The 16018-nt window shown below is 62.9% G+C and carries 14 protein-coding genes; 9 read left to right on the top strand and 5 right to left on the bottom strand.

The genetic code is table 11. The features are described 5' to 3' along the window. Window positions 1-27 precede the first annotated feature (27 nt). From AC1DYC_RS03045 to AC1DYC_RS03010, 8 genes are all read left to right on the top strand, one after another. The gene (locus tag AC1DYC_RS03045; protein ID WP_477403863.1) at window positions 28-150 is read left to right on the top strand and encodes a hypothetical protein; all 123 of its coding nucleotides are present in this window, start codon (window positions 28-30) and stop codon (window positions 148-150) included. Window positions 151-435: 285 nt separating this feature from the next. Then, the gene (locus AC1DYC_RS03040; RefSeq protein WP_477403861.1) at window positions 436-1371 is read left to right on the top strand and encodes a retron St85 family effector protein; all 936 of its coding nucleotides are present in this window, start codon (window positions 436-438) and stop codon (window positions 1369-1371) included. Beyond that, window positions 1371-2354, top strand: a complete 984-nt coding sequence (locus tag AC1DYC_RS03035) for a retron St85 family RNA-directed DNA polymerase (protein ID WP_477403859.1) — start codon at window positions 1371-1373, stop codon at window positions 2352-2354. The genes AC1DYC_RS03040 and AC1DYC_RS03035 overlap by 1 nt, the downstream gene beginning before the upstream one ends. Before the next feature lie 45 nt (window positions 2355-2399). Then, window positions 2400-2714: a hypothetical protein gene (locus AC1DYC_RS03030; RefSeq protein WP_477403857.1), complete on the top strand. Its 315-nt coding sequence runs from the start codon at window positions 2400-2402 to the stop codon at window positions 2712-2714. A gap of 112 nt (window positions 2715-2826) precedes the next feature. Then, on the top strand, window positions 2827-3144 hold the full coding sequence (locus AC1DYC_RS03025) for a terminase small subunit-like protein (RefSeq protein WP_477408143.1): 318 nt from the start codon (window positions 2827-2829) through the stop codon (window positions 3142-3144). A 310-nt stretch (window positions 3145-3454) separates the two neighbouring features. Beyond that, the gene (locus AC1DYC_RS03020; RefSeq protein ID WP_477403855.1) at window positions 3455-7561 is read left to right on the top strand and encodes a Pls/PosA family non-ribosomal peptide synthetase; all 4107 of its coding nucleotides are present in this window, start codon (window positions 3455-3457) and stop codon (window positions 7559-7561) included. Between the two features lie 30 nt (window positions 7562-7591). After that, a complete protein-coding gene (locus tag AC1DYC_RS03015) occupies window positions 7592-8074 on the top strand; it encodes a GNAT family N-acetyltransferase (protein ID WP_477403853.1) in 483 nt (160 codons plus the stop codon). Then, the gene (locus AC1DYC_RS03010; protein ID WP_477403851.1) at window positions 8071-8745 is read left to right on the top strand and encodes a 4'-phosphopantetheinyl transferase family protein; all 675 of its coding nucleotides are present in this window, start codon (window positions 8071-8073) and stop codon (window positions 8743-8745) included. Before AC1DYC_RS03015 ends, AC1DYC_RS03010 begins: the two co-directional genes overlap by 4 nt. A 50-nt stretch (window positions 8746-8795) precedes the next feature. Here the strand turns inward: AC1DYC_RS03010 and AC1DYC_RS03005 are convergent, their stop codons facing one another. The 5 genes from AC1DYC_RS03005 to AC1DYC_RS02985 form a co-directional block, all read right to left on the bottom strand. Beyond that, window positions 8796-9662 carry a patatin-like phospholipase family protein gene (locus tag AC1DYC_RS03005; RefSeq protein WP_477403849.1) on the bottom strand — a complete coding sequence of 289 codons (867 nt, stop codon included), beginning with the start codon at window positions 9660-9662 and terminating at the stop codon, window positions 8796-8798. Next, complete coding sequence (locus AC1DYC_RS03000; protein WP_477403847.1) at window positions 9659-11077, bottom strand: M16 family metallopeptidase; 1419 nt, start codon at window positions 11075-11077, stop codon at window positions 9659-9661. Before AC1DYC_RS03000 ends, AC1DYC_RS03005 begins: the two co-directional genes overlap by 4 nt. Before the next feature lie 100 nt (window positions 11078-11177). Then, window positions 11178-12533: a M16 family metallopeptidase gene (locus tag AC1DYC_RS02995; protein ID WP_477403845.1), complete on the bottom strand. Its 1356-nt coding sequence runs from the start codon at window positions 12531-12533 to the stop codon at window positions 11178-11180. Between the two features lie 96 nt (window positions 12534-12629). Next, window positions 12630-13184 carry a 16S rRNA (guanine(966)-N(2))-methyltransferase RsmD gene (gene rsmD, locus AC1DYC_RS02990; protein ID WP_477403843.1) on the bottom strand — a complete coding sequence of 185 codons (555 nt, stop codon included), beginning with the start codon at window positions 13182-13184 and terminating at the stop codon, window positions 12630-12632. A gap of 11 nt (window positions 13185-13195) precedes the next feature. Further along, the gene (locus tag AC1DYC_RS02985; RefSeq protein ID WP_477403841.1) at window positions 13196-15328 is read right to left on the bottom strand and encodes a pseudouridine synthase; all 2133 of its coding nucleotides are present in this window, start codon (window positions 15326-15328) and stop codon (window positions 13196-13198) included. Window positions 15329-15562: 234 nt separating this feature from the next. On the opposite strand from AC1DYC_RS02985, the gene AC1DYC_RS02980 reads away from it, so the two are divergent. After that, on the top strand, window positions 15563-16015 hold the full coding sequence (locus tag AC1DYC_RS02980) for a nucleoside deaminase (protein WP_477403839.1): 453 nt from the start codon (window positions 15563-15565) through the stop codon (window positions 16013-16015). Window positions 16016-16018: the final 3 nt, after the last annotated feature.

Here is a 16018-nt window from a genome sequence, read left to right as displayed (position 1 = left end):
ACGCGCGAAGGTACGTCGAGGTGTGAAATGACGACGCAACACGAGCCTAGGCTTGGACAAGGCTTCCTCGTCGGTATCGGCCTGTTCGCCATCGCCGCACTGCTCACCTATATCGACTTCATCACCGGAGGCCTGATATTTGGCCGCTGATAGTTGCAATGGTGAACATTGGACTTCGGGCTCTTGCTCTCCACAACAACTGCGGGCACTGTTCTTGACAGAATCTGAGGGGGGTGAGAAACAGTGCCCAGCTTACGCGAAAAGCACCTTGTGTGCTTGGTCCGGCGTTTCGTCAGACCTCAGTCGATTGATAGGTTTTATCCGGTGTGGAATAACGCGTGGTTCTACCGCCACAAGTGGACGCGCTGCTCGGTAAAACCCCACCTTATCCCACACCTCCAAGGGTAAGTGATAGCCGGGGGTGACATAACTGACTTGGTCGACCGCTTTGATGCGAAGTCTCTTCACGTTCGCGCGCCAAGTCCAATAATCCTGCTTTGCGGCGGGAAGATCGATGTTACGACACCAAAGCCTGAATCTCTGCGCGAGGCCTACACTCTGGTGTACGGCCGCGAAGCCCTCAAAGACTATACGACCGTAACACCAGAAGACTTCCAGATATTTGCTCCGTTCGGCAACTATCAGGACTGGCTAAGCTTCGAGAGCGAATTTGCGCAGATTGTAGACATTATCGTCTTGTTCTCGGAAAGCTACGGGAGCGTCGCAGAACTCGGCGCTTTCGCGATGGTCGAGGAAATAGCCCGGCGACTGCTCGTGGTCATGGATGACAAAAACTATGGCGACTCTTCGTTTGTGAAACTCGGCCCGGTCCGCAAGCTAGAGGGAAAATACGGGAAATCGGCCGTCTGTGTCCTTAACCGCAAGGATATAAAAATTCCCGACATCACCAAGGTGGCGGATGTGGACCTGGACAACTTCGCGGCCACGCTCGTCGCGGCGATTGCCAAGCGGAAAAACGACGCCAGAGAGCATTCCACGTTCATTCCTGACCGGCCTGGCCATCTCATCAAGCTGATTGTCGGGCTCATCCAGCACTATGGCGCTTTAACAGAGACCGAGATTGAGGTGCTGCTGTACGCCATGGAGTTGAAGGTGCGGCCTGAAAAGCTTCCCGACTACCTGCTGTGCGCCATCAATGCCAACTGGATCGTGAAAGATAAGCGCGGAGTCGAGGAATACTACTGCGCGCTGCCAAATATGGCCCAGGCCGTCGAATACAGGCTTCGAAAAGACGTTCCTGTCGAAGAGAGGGATAAGGACCGGTGGCGAGCCCGCGTTATAGAGCACTGGCGGGTCAAGGAACCTAACAGGTTCAGCAGCATCCAAGCCGCAGTGTCGAGGGCACTATAATGGGCGTGATCGTGGAGGCCTTGGCTGTGGAAACGGGCATGGACACTGGCCTGGTCGAGCGAATTATGCGAACCGCACCAATCAGGTACAAAACGTATCGCATCCCGAAACGAACGACGGGCACGCGTGAGATATCGCAACCCGCCGTGGAAGTGAAAGTGCTCCAACGGGGTTTGATCGAGATCCTACTTCGGCATCTCCAGGTGCATGAGGCTGCAACAGCCTATCGGGTCGGGATGTCTATAAAGGACAATGCCGAGCGCCATGTTGGCGACGGCCCTATCCTGAAGATGGATTTCAAGGATTTCTTCCCCTCCATAAAGCCGCATGATTGGGTTGCCTACTGCAAACAAAAGGGCGTGCTAAATGACGACACAGACATTCGGCTGACGAGCCTACTGCTGTTTCAACGGCCTAAGGGTAGCACCGTTCTCCGTCTCGCTATCGGAGCGCCTTCATCACCGTTTGTGTCCAACGCCTTGCTTTATGATTTCGACCAGACGATCACAGAGGCAGTGGCGGAGGACAAAGTTACCTATACCAGGTACGCCGACGACCTCACCTTTTCGGGACCGAGAGCGGGTCACCTGATCAACGTGGAGAAGATTGTCCGCCGCACACTACGGGCGCTCGAATATCCCCGGCTGACAGTCAATTACGACAAAACCACTCGCGTCACCCGAAAGTTCGGCCGAAAGGTCACTGGACTGACGCTGACGAATGACGGCAAGGTTTCCCTGGGCAATAAGCGGAAGCGCGCGCTCCATACTGCTGTTTATCGCGCCTCCAAGGGGAAACTTAATGCTGACGAGTTTGCCTACCTAAAAGGCATGCTCGGCTTCGCCAACAGCGTGGAGCCCCAGTTCATCGAGGTGCTGCGTAAACGCTTTGGACACGCGATCGTCCAAAGCATACAGGCCTATCACATACCCAGAAAAGGCAAGCCGCAGCTTATCGCGCCTCCCCCACCTGATGATTTCTGAGCTTAATGGCGGTTATCTCGCCGGCCTTCTGCAGGAGACAAGAATATGGGTTGGTTTGGTTCCCTTTCTACCAACGAAATCCGCGAACGGGTGCCAATGCACGTGGTCGAGTCACCGACCATAGAGGGTGAACCGGCAACGCCGCTGAAGGTCGGCGATACGATCCCGGTCGAGTATGCCAACGGCAGGCGCGACGGTCTGGACGTGCTTGAGGCGTCGGGCGACGAAGCGATCGTTCAGCAGAAAAACGGGACGAAATGGAAGATCTCGCACGCGAAGACAGGGGAGGCCTGGCCGGTTGTCAATACGCCTAGCTTGAACTCGCAGGACTGGGTGTTCAGGAATAAGCTCGAAGCTTAATCCTTGCCAGTGGAATCGGGCTGCCCCTATAATCCAAGGTGGCAAAGCCAAAATCCCCTAACGTGAAAAACGCGGCATTAGCTACGCCTGAACCGCTGCCGCGTGGGCGACCATAGTCTACTCACCAGCCGAATCCATCTGCCTGGAGATCATCAAGGGCGCCTCAATGCGCAAGATCGGCATGATGGAGGAGATGCCCTGCGAGGATACGATCTACACCTGGCTGTCAAATTGCCCTGCATTTTCCGAGAAGTACGACGGGGCTGCCCAGCACCGCACACACAAGTACATGGATGAATGCGTGGACCTGGCGCGACGACGCGATGTCCTTGGATCGGATCGATCTCCCTGGATTCAGTGTGAAAGTCCCATTTCACACTCTCGGACAGTTCGAGGGAATTGTGACGTCTGCTTTTGGGAACCTGCATAACAGTCCGCAATGACAAACATGAGGCGCAAAGCCGTTCTCCTGCTTGAGAGCCAGTAAGGCGCGCTGCAGCATTCCCCAAGTACCAACAAGCGGCCACGCAACAGCCCCGCCCAGACACACTCCAGAAACAAAATTCAACAGTTCGGAAAAACCGGCGAAAAGATCGGGTGGCATAAGCTTCCCGGTCGGGATTCCGGGTTCTTCCTTTTTGGAAGTGTCGGTCCTCCATCAACAAATCGCAGCGGCGGCAAAATGCCTGCTCCAGCGGCGGCATGAACAGCCGGGCGATGCCCGGCCAGGACGAGAAGGTATGGAAATGGACCACGGTCTCGATATCGCCGAACTGGACAGCGACGCGGCAACGCCGATCAGCCAACTGGCAAGCATCGATGCGCTGGCAAGGATCGCTCACGGCCCGGCAACGGCCGCCCATGGCCAGATCCTGACGGGCGCCGACTTTGACCGGCATGGCCTGCCCGGTGAGCGGCTCGATACGGTGTTCGAGCAACTCGCAGAAGCGTTCGCCACGTTGCCGGCGGTGATCTCCGACGGGCGTGTCTGGACGTATCAGGAGCTGAACGGCCGTGCCAACCAGTTTGCCCGCATGCTGATCAAGCACGGCGTGCGGCCGGGCCACCGGGTCGGGCTCATTCTCGACCGGTCGGCGGAGACTTATGTCGCGTTGCTGGCGGTGATGAAGGCGGGAGCTGCCTTCGTGCCGTTGGCCACCGCGTTTCCGCAGGAGCGGATGGCGCTCATCATCGAAGACGCCGGCGTGAGCATGATCGTCACCATCGCCGCCTATGCGTCGCGCGCCGGTCAACTGGCCGTTCCGCATGTGTTGATCGACAGCGCCGCCGCCGAGATTTCCGCACAGTCGCCCGCGCCGCTGAAGCCGCATGCGAAGACCGCCGACGACACCTGCTACATCCTCTACACCTCGGGCACCACCGGCAAGCCCAAGGGCGTGGTCATCACGCACCAGAGTTTTGTCAACTTCATCCGGGTCGCCGCCGCCTCCTACGGATACCGGCCGGGCGACCGGGTCTATCAGGGCATGACCATTGCCTTCGACTTCTCCTCCGAAGAGATCTGGGTGCCGTTCGTCGCCGGTGCGACGGTCGTGCCCGCACCTGGCCAGATGCCGCTGGTGGGCGAAGAGCTGGCTGATTTCCTGCGCCACCACGACATCACCTGCATGGCCTGCAGCCCGACCTTGCTGTCGTCGATGACATCGGACGTGCCTAGCCTGCGCACGCTGCTGGTCGGCGGCGAGGCCTGCCCGCACAATCTGGTGGTGCGCTGGTCGAAGCCGGGACGGCAGATCCTCAACACCTATGGCCCCACCGAAGCGACCGTTACCGCGACGATGGGGGCGCTGACGCCGGACAGTCCGGTGACCATCGGTGCGCCGTTGCCGACCTACTCGATCGTCATTCTCGACGCCTCGCTGCCGCAGCTTGCCGAGCCAGGTGAACTGGGCGAGATCGGTATCGCCGGCATCGGGCTCGCCGTCGGCTATCTCAACCGTCCCGACCTGACCGACCAGAAATTCATTGCCGATTTCGTCGGCCTGCCGAACAACCCGTCGCGGCGCATCTACCGCACCGGCGACCTTGGCCGGATCAGCGCCAAGGGCGAGATCGAGTATGCCGGGCGCATCGACACTCAGGTGAAGATCCGCGGATATCGCATCGAGCTCGGCGAGATCGAGGCGGTGCTGCTCGACCAGCCCGAGATCGCGCAGGCGGCCGTCACCACCTGGGAGATCGAGCCCGGCCGCGTCGAACTCGTTGCCTACTACGCGCTTAAGACCGGCGTAGCGGCGATTTCCCGCGCCGATCTCGCCCAGACGATGAAGCGGCGGCTGCCTGACTACATGGTGCCCGCCTATCTGGAGGAACTGCCGGCGATCCCGATGACGGTCTCCAACAAGGTGGACCTGCGCCAGCTGCCGAAGCCGACAAGCACCAGGCTTTCGGCAGACCGTGCCATGGTGGCGCCCGGCAATGACGACGAGCGTTTCCTGGCCGACGCCCTGGCCGCGGTGCTGAAAGTCGAAGAGGTGTCGGTCGAGGACAATTTCTTCGACGACCTCGGCGCCAACTCGCTGCTGATGGCGCATTTCTGCGCCCGCGTTCGCACCCGCAAGGAATGGGCGACGACGTCCATGCGCGACATCTATCTCTATCCCACAGTGGCGCGCCTGGCGCGGCATCTGGGCGTAGCGGAAGAGATGACGACGGCCACCTTCGAGCCAGTGCTGACCCGCCGGGCCTCGAACCTTGTCTACTGGACCTGCGGCATGGCCCAGCTTTCGTTCTACCTCGGCTACAGCTATGTCGCGCTGTGGGCGATCAACACCGGCCTCAACTGGGTCTATGACGCGCTCGACGAGCCGCTGCAGCTCTATGTCAGGTGCGTGGCGCTTTCGGCCGCCGTGTTCTTCGGCATGTCGGGCTTTGCCGTCTTGGCCAAATGGGTGCTCATCGGCCGCTGGAAGGCCGAGGCGTTTCCGATCTGGGGATGGCGCTACTATCGCTTCTGGGTCGTCAAGACGCTGGTCCGCACCGCACCTGTCGTGCTGTTCCGCGGCAGCCCGCTCTACAGCATGTATCTCAGGCTGCTCGGCACCAAGCTCGGGCACAACGCCGTCATCGAATCGAAATCCGTGCCCGTCTGCACGGATCTCATCTCGGTCGGCGCCAACACCATCCTGCGCAAGGAATCGATGATCCTCGGCTATCGCGCGCAGGCCGGCTACATCCACACCGGGCCGCTGACCATCGGCCGCGATGCTTTCGTCGGCGTCGGCTCCACGCTCGACATCGACACCTCGATCGGCGACGGCGGCCAGCTCGGCCATTCATCCTCGCTGCAGCGCGGGCAGAGCATTCCGGACGGTGAGCACTGGCATGGATCGCCCGCCGTGCCGACCAGCGCGGACTATTGCAAGGTGCGCAATGTCAATCCCTACCAGGTCCGGCGCTTCCTCTATGAAGCCCTGCAGCTGGTCGGCCTGTTTGGCCTTGTCACCCCGCTGCCGCTCCTGTTCCACAGCTACTGGGAATATGTCGGCGACGACTATCAGGAGACGATCGGTCTTGTCGCGATCGGCACCACGGTGACGCTTTTCGGCTATATCGCGGTGGCCTTTTTCGCCGCCACCGTCGTGCCGCGCGTTTTGAGCCTGATGCTGAAGCCTGGCCGCACCTATACGCTCTATGGCTTCCGCTACTGGCTGCAGACCGTGTCCGAGTTCTCCAGCAACTCTCGCGTGCTGGGGCTGTTGTTCGGCGACAGCTCGGCGATCGTGCACTACATGCGCGCCATCGGCTGGAACCTCAACAAGGTGGTGCAGACCGGTTCCAATTTCGGCTCCAACCAGCAGCACGAAAACCCGCTTCTGTGCGAGATCGGCACCGAGACCATGGTGTCGGACGGGTTGTTCATGATCAACATGCAAAAGTCCGCCTCGGCCTTCCGGCTCGAGCCGACGCGCATCGGCGAGCGCAACTATCTCGGCAACAACATCTACTATCCGCCGGATGGCCGGACAGGCGACAACGTCCTGCTCGGCACCAAGGTGATGGTCCCCATCGATGGGCCGGTGCGCGAGAATGTCGGGCTACTCGGTTCGCCATCCTTTGAAATTCCGCGCATGGTGAACCGCGACAAGGAGCTGATCGCCGGCGTCGACGAGGCGGACCGGCGCAAGCGCATCCCGTTCAAGAACCGGCACAATCTGGTGACCATCCTTCTGTTCATGGCCACGCAATGGGTCATGCTGTTCGTCACGCTGGCGATCTGGGACCGTGCGTTGAACTACTATACCGAATGGGCCGAGGTCGCGCTCTTCGTGGCGGTGATCCTGACCTCCATCATCACCATTCCGTTCTACATCTTCGTCGAGCGGGCAAGCCTTGGTTTCAGGAGACTGAAGCCACGGATAACAACGATCTACGACGTCGACTTCTGGCGCCACGAACGCCACTGGAAGCTGGCGGATTCACCGATCGTGCGCCTGTTCGCCGGCACGCCGTTCCGGCCGATGATCCTGCGCCTGCTGGGCGTCAAGGTCGGCAGCAGGGTCTATGACGGTGGCGCCAACCTGACCGAGCGTTCGCTGGTGGAGATCGGCGACGACGTCACGCTGAACGAGGGGTCGGTCATCCAGGCCCATTCGCTGGAAGAAGGCGCCTTCAAGTCCGATTACATCCGGATCGGCGATGGCTGCACGCTTGGGCCGTCGGCGTTTATCCATTACGGCGTCGTGATGGGCAAGGGATCGATGGTCGATGCCGATTCCTTCGTGATGAAGGGCGAGGAGCTCGAGCCCAATTCGATCTGGCGCGGCAACCCGGCCAAGCTTCATCGGTTCGTCGAGCCGATTTCGGATGACGGCTCCAGAGTTTGACGCTCGATCCCGATTACGGTCGGAGGCAACGTGACAGAGCGATCCGGAAGCAAACTCGACATCCGGATCGCCCCGGTAACCCCGGCCAATCGCGCCCTGGTCACGGCACTGCAGCTGGTGCCTGAGCAGATGGACTTCGTCGCCAGCAACGAGGCCTCGCTGCGCGAGGCCAGATCCGACAGGGACGCGCGCCCGCGCGCAATCATGGCCGGGGATCGCGTCATCGGGTTCCTGATGTATGAGGCGCCACGCGACGAAGACGAGGCTCGGATCTACCGCTTCATGATCGACCGCGCCTGGCAAGGCAGAGGCTACGGCAAGGCCGCTTTGCGTGAAGTGCTTGGCGAAATCCAGGGGCTCGGCCACATCAGGCACGTTTCGATCTGCTACGAACCGGAAAATGAAGCGGCACGGCAGCTCTATCGCGCCGCCGGCTTCGTCGAGGAAGGGCTGGACGAGGACGGGGAAATGATCGCCGACCTCGCTTTGCCTAGACGGATCGACCAGCCATGACACCGCCGCCAGACGCTGGCGCGAGCCTGTCGCCGCAGGCAATCCTGCTTGCGGCGATGGCCGCCATGGCGCCGCCCGGCGTTCGGGTCGGCTGCCGCACGATACGCGAAGGCGATGAGAACCATTTGCTGCCGCAGGAAGCACGCTCCATCCCTTCACGCCAGCCGCTGATGCGCCGGGCGAGCGGCGCGGCGCGATGGATCGCACGCGGGCTGCTGGCGGATATGGGCTTGAACGGCGTGGCTGTCTTGCGTGCATCATCCGGCGCGCCGGTATGGCCGCCGGGGATAATTGGTTCGCTGGCTCATGACGACGAAATGGCCGTGGCGGCAGTCGCGCCGGTCTCCGACATCGTCGCGCTCGGCATCGATGTCGAGCCCGCCCTGCCCTTGCCCGACGACATCTTCGCGCTTGTTGCAACTGGAGCGGACCGGGCAGACCCGGTCAATCGACACCTCGCCGGTCGCATTCTCTTTTCAGCCAAGGAAGCCGTCTACAAGGCGGTGTATCCGCTCGATCGCGAAGTGCTGGGCTATGAGGATATCGTCGTCGACCTGACCACCGGCGCCGCGATGACGAAGACAGGCCGCCGGGCGAGAGTTGTCTACTGCGTTGCTCCGCGTGTGGTCGCTCTGGCGTTCGTCGACGGTGGCCGAGGCTCGTCGCTGTAGGCGCCAGTGGGACCGGCCGGCGCCCAATGGCAACAGCGGTCAGCTTCGCCTCACCCGGCAGCTCCCTTGCCGCGTTTGCTCTTGCCGGCGCGCGATTCCACCGCCTTCTCGATCTCGCGCTTCAACTCGTCCTTGATCGCTTCCGTCTCGGCCATCAGCGTGTCGATCTTCATGAAATCGAGCACGCGGTATTTCGAGACGTTGGGGCGGATCAGGATGTCGGGCGGTTGCTGCTTCAATTTGTGGGCGATGATCGACTGCATCATCAATTGCGTGGCGCCGTACATCAGGTCGACGGTGGTCGGATGCTTGCGCTCGGCTTCGCTCGGCGCGCCGACGACGTCGATGGCGATGATGATGTCGGCGGCGTTTTCGATGAGGTCGAACGGCACCGGATTGTAGATGCCGCCGTCGATCAGCACGCGGTCGTCGCGCGTCACCGGGCGGAACACGGCGGGAATGGCGGCCGAGGCAGCCAAGGCCGAATGCAGGTCGCCATCGTCGAAGACGGCCAGCTTGTGACCGAAATAGTCGGTTGCCGTGACCTTGAGCGGGATCTTCAGCTCTGCGAAGGTTTCGGGGATGGCGTCGGGCAGGAAGGCCTTGAGGATGCGCTCGATGTTGAACTGGCTGACGCGGATGCCACCCTGCATGGCCTCGGCGATGGTGCCGGGCCGCGAGCGCCACATGCGCGCGGCGACCTCGGCGCGACGGCCCAGGATCGAACGGGCATAGTCCTCGATGTCCTTGCCGCTCATGCCGGAGGCCATGCCGGCGCCCATGATGGCGCCGATCGAGGAGCCGGCGATGGCCACCGGCTTGATGCCGAGCTCATCCAGCGCCTCGACGATATGGATGTGTGCCAGACCGCGTGCGCCGCCGCCGCCAAAGGCGATGCCGAACGTGGGCCCTGTCATTTGGCCTCCAGCCTCGGGCCGATGCTCATGATCGCGGGGGCCGGCGTCAGCAGCTTCTTCGCCGCCGCCTTGACCTGATCGAGCGTCACGCCGTTGATGAGCGCCGCACGGCGCTGCACGTAGTCGATGCCGAGATTGTCGAGCTGCAACTCCACCAGCGTGGCGGCGATACCGCTGGAAGAATCCAGATTGCTGATGGCATAGGAGCCGACCATGTATTTCTTGGTCGCGTCCAGTTCGGCTTCGGTCGGGCCTTCCTCGGCCATTTTCTTGACCACGTCCTTGACGATGGCGAGCGTCTCGGCGGCACGGTCCGAACGCGTCGCCGTGGTGATGATCAGCGCGTTGGAATGCTGGTGATCGACCAGGTTGGAATCGACACTATAGGCCAGGCCGCGCTTTTCGCGCACCTCGTCATAGAGGCGCGAGGTGAAGGTGCCGCCACCGAGAATCTGGTTCATCAGCACCGCGGCGAAGAAATCCGGCGCATCGCGCTTCACGCCGGGATAGGCGAACTGCAGCGAGGTCTGCGGCAGGTCGTAATCGACCTCCAGCTGCTGGTCGAGCTTCAGCTCGGTGTCGGCCACGGGCTGCAGAATTTGCTTCTCCGGCAGATCGCCGAACACCTGGTCGAGCTTCTGTTTCAGCGTCGCGGCGTCGATGTCGCCGACCACCGCGACATGCAGGCCGTTGCGGGCGAAATTGGCCTTGTGGAAGGCCGCCAAATCCGCCGCGGTGATGGTGGCGATACTGTCCTTGGTGCCCTGGTCGGGCCTGGAATAGGGATGGTCGCCATAGATGGCGCGCAGCCATTTGGTCTGGGCGACGGTGTTGGGGTCGCGCTCACTGGCGAGGATGCCGGACAGGATCTGGGAGCGGATGCGGTCGATCGGCGCCTGGTCGAAGCGCGGGCTGGTGACCGCCAGCCGGAGCAGGTCGAAGGCGGCATCTTTCTGCTCGGCCAGCATGCGCATGGCGCCATAGGTGCCGTCGCGCGCCGCGTCGAAGCCCATTTCGGCGCCGGCATCGTCGAGCCTGGTCTGGAAGGCGTCGCTGTCGAGATCGCCGGCGCCCTCATCGAACAGGCCGGTCATCAGATTGACCAGCCCTTCCTTGCCGGCGGGATCCTGCGTCGAGCCGCCGTCGAAGACGAAGCGAATGGCGATGATCGGAATCGAGTGGTCCTCGACCAGCCAGGCATTGATGCCCTTTGACGAGGTCACCTGCTGGATGTCCATCGCGCGCGCCGAAAGCGCCGGCAGGACGAGGAAGAAGATGGAAAGGAACAGCGTGGTGAAGGCGCGGACGATCTTCCCTTCTCCCCTTGTGGGAGAAGGTGGATCGGCGCGCAGCGCCGAGACGGTTGAGGGGTGTTGGAAGGATCGCCGTCTTTGCCAAGCTGGAGCACCCCTCATCCGACCGAGCTTCGCTCGGCCACCTTCTCCCACAAGGGGAGAAGGGGGAGCCTGGCGGGGAGAAGAAAGCGACACGTCCATGGAAACCGGGCTCATCAAATCAATTCCCCGCCTGTTGCTGCGGCAAGAGATAGCCGGTGGTCGAACGGTCGAGCAGCAAATAGCGTGCGGCGACCGCCTTGATATCATCGGCGGTGACCTTGCGAATGCGGTCCGGCCACTCCTCGATATCCCTGACATTGCCGCCGGTGGCGAGTTCGGCGCCGTAGAGATTGGCCATCTCGTCCTGCTTGTCGCGGGCGAAGATCATGGCCCTGATATAGCGGGCCTTGGCCTTCTCCAGCTCGTCGGCGGTGACACCGTCCTTGATGATGCGGGCGATCTCGGCGTCGACGGCCGCCTCGACGTCGCTCAGCTTGGCGTCGCCGCGCGGCGCGCCATAGACGGTGAAATTGGTGGCGTCGAGCATGGTACCCTGGAAGAAGGCGCCGGTCCCCGATGCGATGCCTTGCTTGACCACCAGCTGCTGGTAGAGGCGGCTGCGGCTGCCGCCGCCAAGGATCTCTCCCAACAGGTCGAGCGCCTCGGCCTCGCCGGGTTTTGCGGTGTGGTAGGACGGAACCACCCATTGCGTCGAAAAGCTCGGCACCGAAACGCGCGCGTCAGTGAGCGTCACCGTGCGCTTGGTGTTCTGCTCCGGCTCGACCGGGCGGATGCGCGGCGGCAGATCCGGGCCGCGTGCGACCTTGCCATAGGTCTTTTGCGCCAACGCCTTCACCGCATCCGGCTCGACATCGCCGGCAACGATCAGCACGGCATTGTTGGGGCGGTAGTACTTGTCATAGAAGGCAACCGCATCGGTGCGGTTCAGCTGCTCCATCTCCTGCATCCAGCCGATCACCGGAATGCGGTAGGGCTGGTTCTGCCAGAGCGTCGCATCGACCTCTTCGTCGAGCACGGCCTCGGGGTTGCTGTCGATGCGCGAGCGCCGTTCTTCCAGGATCACGTCGCGCTCGGTCTTGATGACCTCGTCGGTCAAGATGAGATTGCGCATGCGGTCGGCCTCGAAGCTCATCATCTGTTCGAGCGCCGAGGGCGTCACCGTCTCGTGAAAGGCGGTGTAGTCATAGGACGTGAAGGCGTTGTTGGAGCCGCCTATGTCCGAAATGGCGCGGTCGAACTCGCCCGCGGCGTGGTTGGTCGTGGCCTTGAACATCAGGTGTTCGAAGAAATGCGCGATGCCGGATTTGCCTGGCGGCTCGTCGGCGCTGCCGATCTTGTACCACACCATATGGGTGACGATGGGGGCACGATGATCGGGGATGACCACCACCTCCATACCGTTGTCCAGCAGGAAATTTGCCACCTTGCCGTCGTCCGCGGCAAGAGCCGGGCCGGCCACGGTCAGCGCGGTGGCGAGCAACGCTCTCCGCAGCCATTCAGTATGAAGTGTCATTAATGGCTCCGGTTGTTATCGCGCGACGATAGGCAAGGTTAGCCACCGAGGCAAAGTGAATTGTGCGTCATTTTGAAGGCGCAAACCGCGCCGCCCTCACGCAGCCTCGATGAACCGGATCACCGTCTCACCGTAGTTGCGCTCATCGACCACCGAGAATTCAGGCCCAACCTCGAAGGCGGCCGAGGCGGCTTCCTCGACCACGCAAAGCGCGCCGGACAGCAGCCAGCCGCCTGCCTTGGCCGAACGCAGCGCGCGCTCGCCGAGGCCCTTGCCATAGGGCGGATCGGCGAAGATCAGGCCAAAGGCCGCAAGCGTGCCGGCCTCGCCCAAGGCCGTCGCGTCGCGGCGAAAGATCTTGGTGCGGCCGGTGAGGCCAAAGGCTTCGACATTGGTGCGGATCAGGCCGCGCCCTTCCGCCGATTCTTCGATGAAGACGCCATAGGAAGCGCCGCGCGACAGCGCTTCGAGGCCGAGCGCGCCGGTGCCGGCGAACAGGTCGAGCACGCGCGCGCCCTCGAGCTTGTCGGCGAAGCGGTGCGCCAGCACGTTGAAGACGGCCTCGCGGGCGCGATCTGTGGTCGGGCGGATGGCGTGGTCGCGCGGCGTCGCCAGCGGACGCCCGCGAAATTGGCCGCCGACGATTCTCATCTAAACAGCTCTCATCTGGTCCGGGGACCCTTGGGACCATTGCGCGGCCGCTCACCGCCGCGACCGCCATCCGGACGTTCGCCGCGCGGCTTGCCGAACGGCTTGGCGCCGCCAGGCTTGCCATAGGCCGGCTTGCCATAGACCGGCTTGAACGAGGCCTTGCGCGCCTTGGCGTCGGCCGCCTTGGCGGCATCGGCTTCCGCCCTGCCCTTGCCGATCGGACGCGCGCCTGGCGCCATCCAGACATTGGCCTTGCGCTGGCCCGGCGGCTCGATCGGCCGCTGCTCGCGTTCGGGTTTCTTGCCGCCACGCGGTTTGTCACCAAAGGCGCCACGGGGTTTATCGCCAAAACCACCGCGGGGTTTGTCGCCGAAATCGCCGCGCGGCTTGTCGCGAAACTCGCTGCGCTCGGGCCGCGCGCCACGTTCGCCAAAGCTCTTTGCCGGCGCAGCGCCTCTTTCGGGACTGGTCGACAGCTTGCCCAGCGCTTCGTCGCGACTGCCTTCGCGGCGCTTGCGGTTCTTGATCAGACCGCCCTCGCCGATCGGCCGGCGGTCGCCCTCGCGGGTGAATTTCGGCCGTTCAGGCTCCACTTCGCGCTCACGCCGCACCGGATGGTTGGAGAACGGCTTGGTGATCTCGGCGTCGAAATTGGCGCCGGACTCCTCGATCAGGCGTTCGCCGAGCTGGTCGCGCAAAACGCGGCCCTTGATCTCCAGCACATGGCCTTCGGCAAGGTCGTCGAGCTGGAACGGACCGTAGGAGATGCGGATCAGCCGCGTCACGTCGAGGCCGAGCGAACCAAGGATGTTCTTCACTTCGCGGTTCTTGCCTTCGCGCAGGCCGATCGTCAGCCAGGCGTTGGTGCCTTGCTCACGGTCGAGCGTCGCCTCGATGGCGCCGTAGAAGACGCCGTCGACGGCAATGCCTTCGCGCAGGCCTGCGAGCATGCTTTCCTCGACCTTGCCATGAACGCGCACGCGGTAACGGCGCAGCCAGCCAGTGGCAGGCAGTTCGAGCACGCGCGACAGCCCGCCATCATTGGTGAGCAGCAGCAGGCCTTCGGTGTTGATGTCGAGGCGGCCGATCGTCATCAGCCGCGGCAATTCGCCCGGCAGCACGTCGAACACGGTCTTGCGTCCCTCGGGGTCGCGGTTGGTGGTAACGACCCCAGCCGGTTTGTGGAACAGGAACAGCCTTGTGCGCTCGATCGGCGGGATCTCCATGCCGTCGAGATGAATGATGTCGCCAGGCATGACGTTGAAGGCCGGCGAGGTCAAAGCCCGGTTGTTGACCTTGACGCGGCCCGCCGCGATCAGGTCCTCGGCGTCTCTGCGCGAAGCCAGGCCGGCGCGGGCCAGCCGCTTGGCGATACGCTCGCCGGCTTCTTCCGCTCCGTCGGTCGGACGCGCGCGCGGCTTGAAACCGCTGCCAGAAGCGCCTTGCGGCCGGTCGCCACCGAAATCGCGCTTGGGGCGATCGCTGAAGTCGCGTTTCGGACGATCGCCGGCGTCGCGCTGCGGGCGATCGCCGAAATCGCGCTTTGGCCGGTCGAAACGCTTTTCACCTTCGGCGGCCGCAGGCCGGTCACCGCGCGGTGTATAGGGCTTGCGCGGACCTTCGCGCTTCTCATAGGGCTTGCCCTCGGGGCGTGGCCCCTTGCTGAACGGTCGGTCGCCGCTCTTGAAATCCCGCTTCGGCCGCTCGCCATCGGCCGCCATAGGCCGGTCGCCGCGCGGTGCGTAGGGCTTGCGCGGCCCTTCGCGCTTCTCGAAAGGCTTGCCTTCTCTGCTGAACGGCCGGTCGCCGCTTTTGAAATCGCGCTTCGGTCGCTCGCCATCGGCGGCAATCGGCCGGTCGCCGCGCGGCGCATAGGGCTTGCGCGGACCTTCGCGCTTTTCGAAAGGCTTGCCTTCGGAACGCGGCCCCTTGCTGAACGGCCGATCGCCGCTCTTGAAGTCGCGCTTCGGCCGCTCGCCGTCAGCCGCTTCCGGCCTGGCGCCACGCGGCGCATAGGGTTTCTTGGCCCCGAAGGAAGGCTTGCCGCCTTTGCCGGCGGCGCCATCACGGCGCGGCCCTGCGGCTCTCGGGCCGCTTTTGCCCGGGCCTTTGTGGCGCGGAGATTTCTTGTCGTTGTCGTCCATGTGGCCTTTGTCCGTTTGCGCTGCTACAGCGTGGCGCATCCCTAAGCATGATGCCGAAAAGCGGTTTTCGGCGTCATGCTCTATCTCTCGATCTAGAGACGGCGCGCAACGAACGCTATAGCACTTTGATTTGGCGCATGATCATTTCCGAAAATCTGTTCCGATGTTCGGGTTGACGCGCTCCATAACAGGATCACCGCCAAGTGGCGAGGAGATAATCGGAATGGAAACCGCGTGAAGCGGCCGGATTTCATGGCGCTGGCGCTGAAAGAGGCGCAAGCCGCCGCCTTGCGTGGCGAAGTTCCCGTCGGCGCCGTCATCGCCAGCGGCGATACCGTGGTGGCATCCGCCGGCAACCGCACCCGCGAGCTTGCCGATCCAACGGCGCATGCCGAAATGCTGGCGATCCGCGCGGCCTGCCAGAAGCTCTCAAGCGAGCGGCTGACCGGGCACGACCTCTATGTGACGCTGGAGCCCTGCGCCATGTGCGCCGGCGCCATTTCCTTCGCCAGGCTGCGCCGGCTCTATTTCGGGGCGGCCGACGAGAAAGGCGGCGCGGTGATCAATGGCGTGCGCTTCTTCGCCTCACCGACCTGCCACCATACGCCCGATATCTATCCGGGCATGGCCGAAGCCGATGCGGCCTTGCTGCTCAAGGAGTTTTTTCGGGAAAGACGCGAGCCGTAGAGC

Source organism: Mesorhizobium sp. P2_E7, assembly GCF_056403855.1.
Note: the sequence above shows the minus strand (reverse complement) of the source record. Positions and strands in the feature narration are given on the sequence as shown.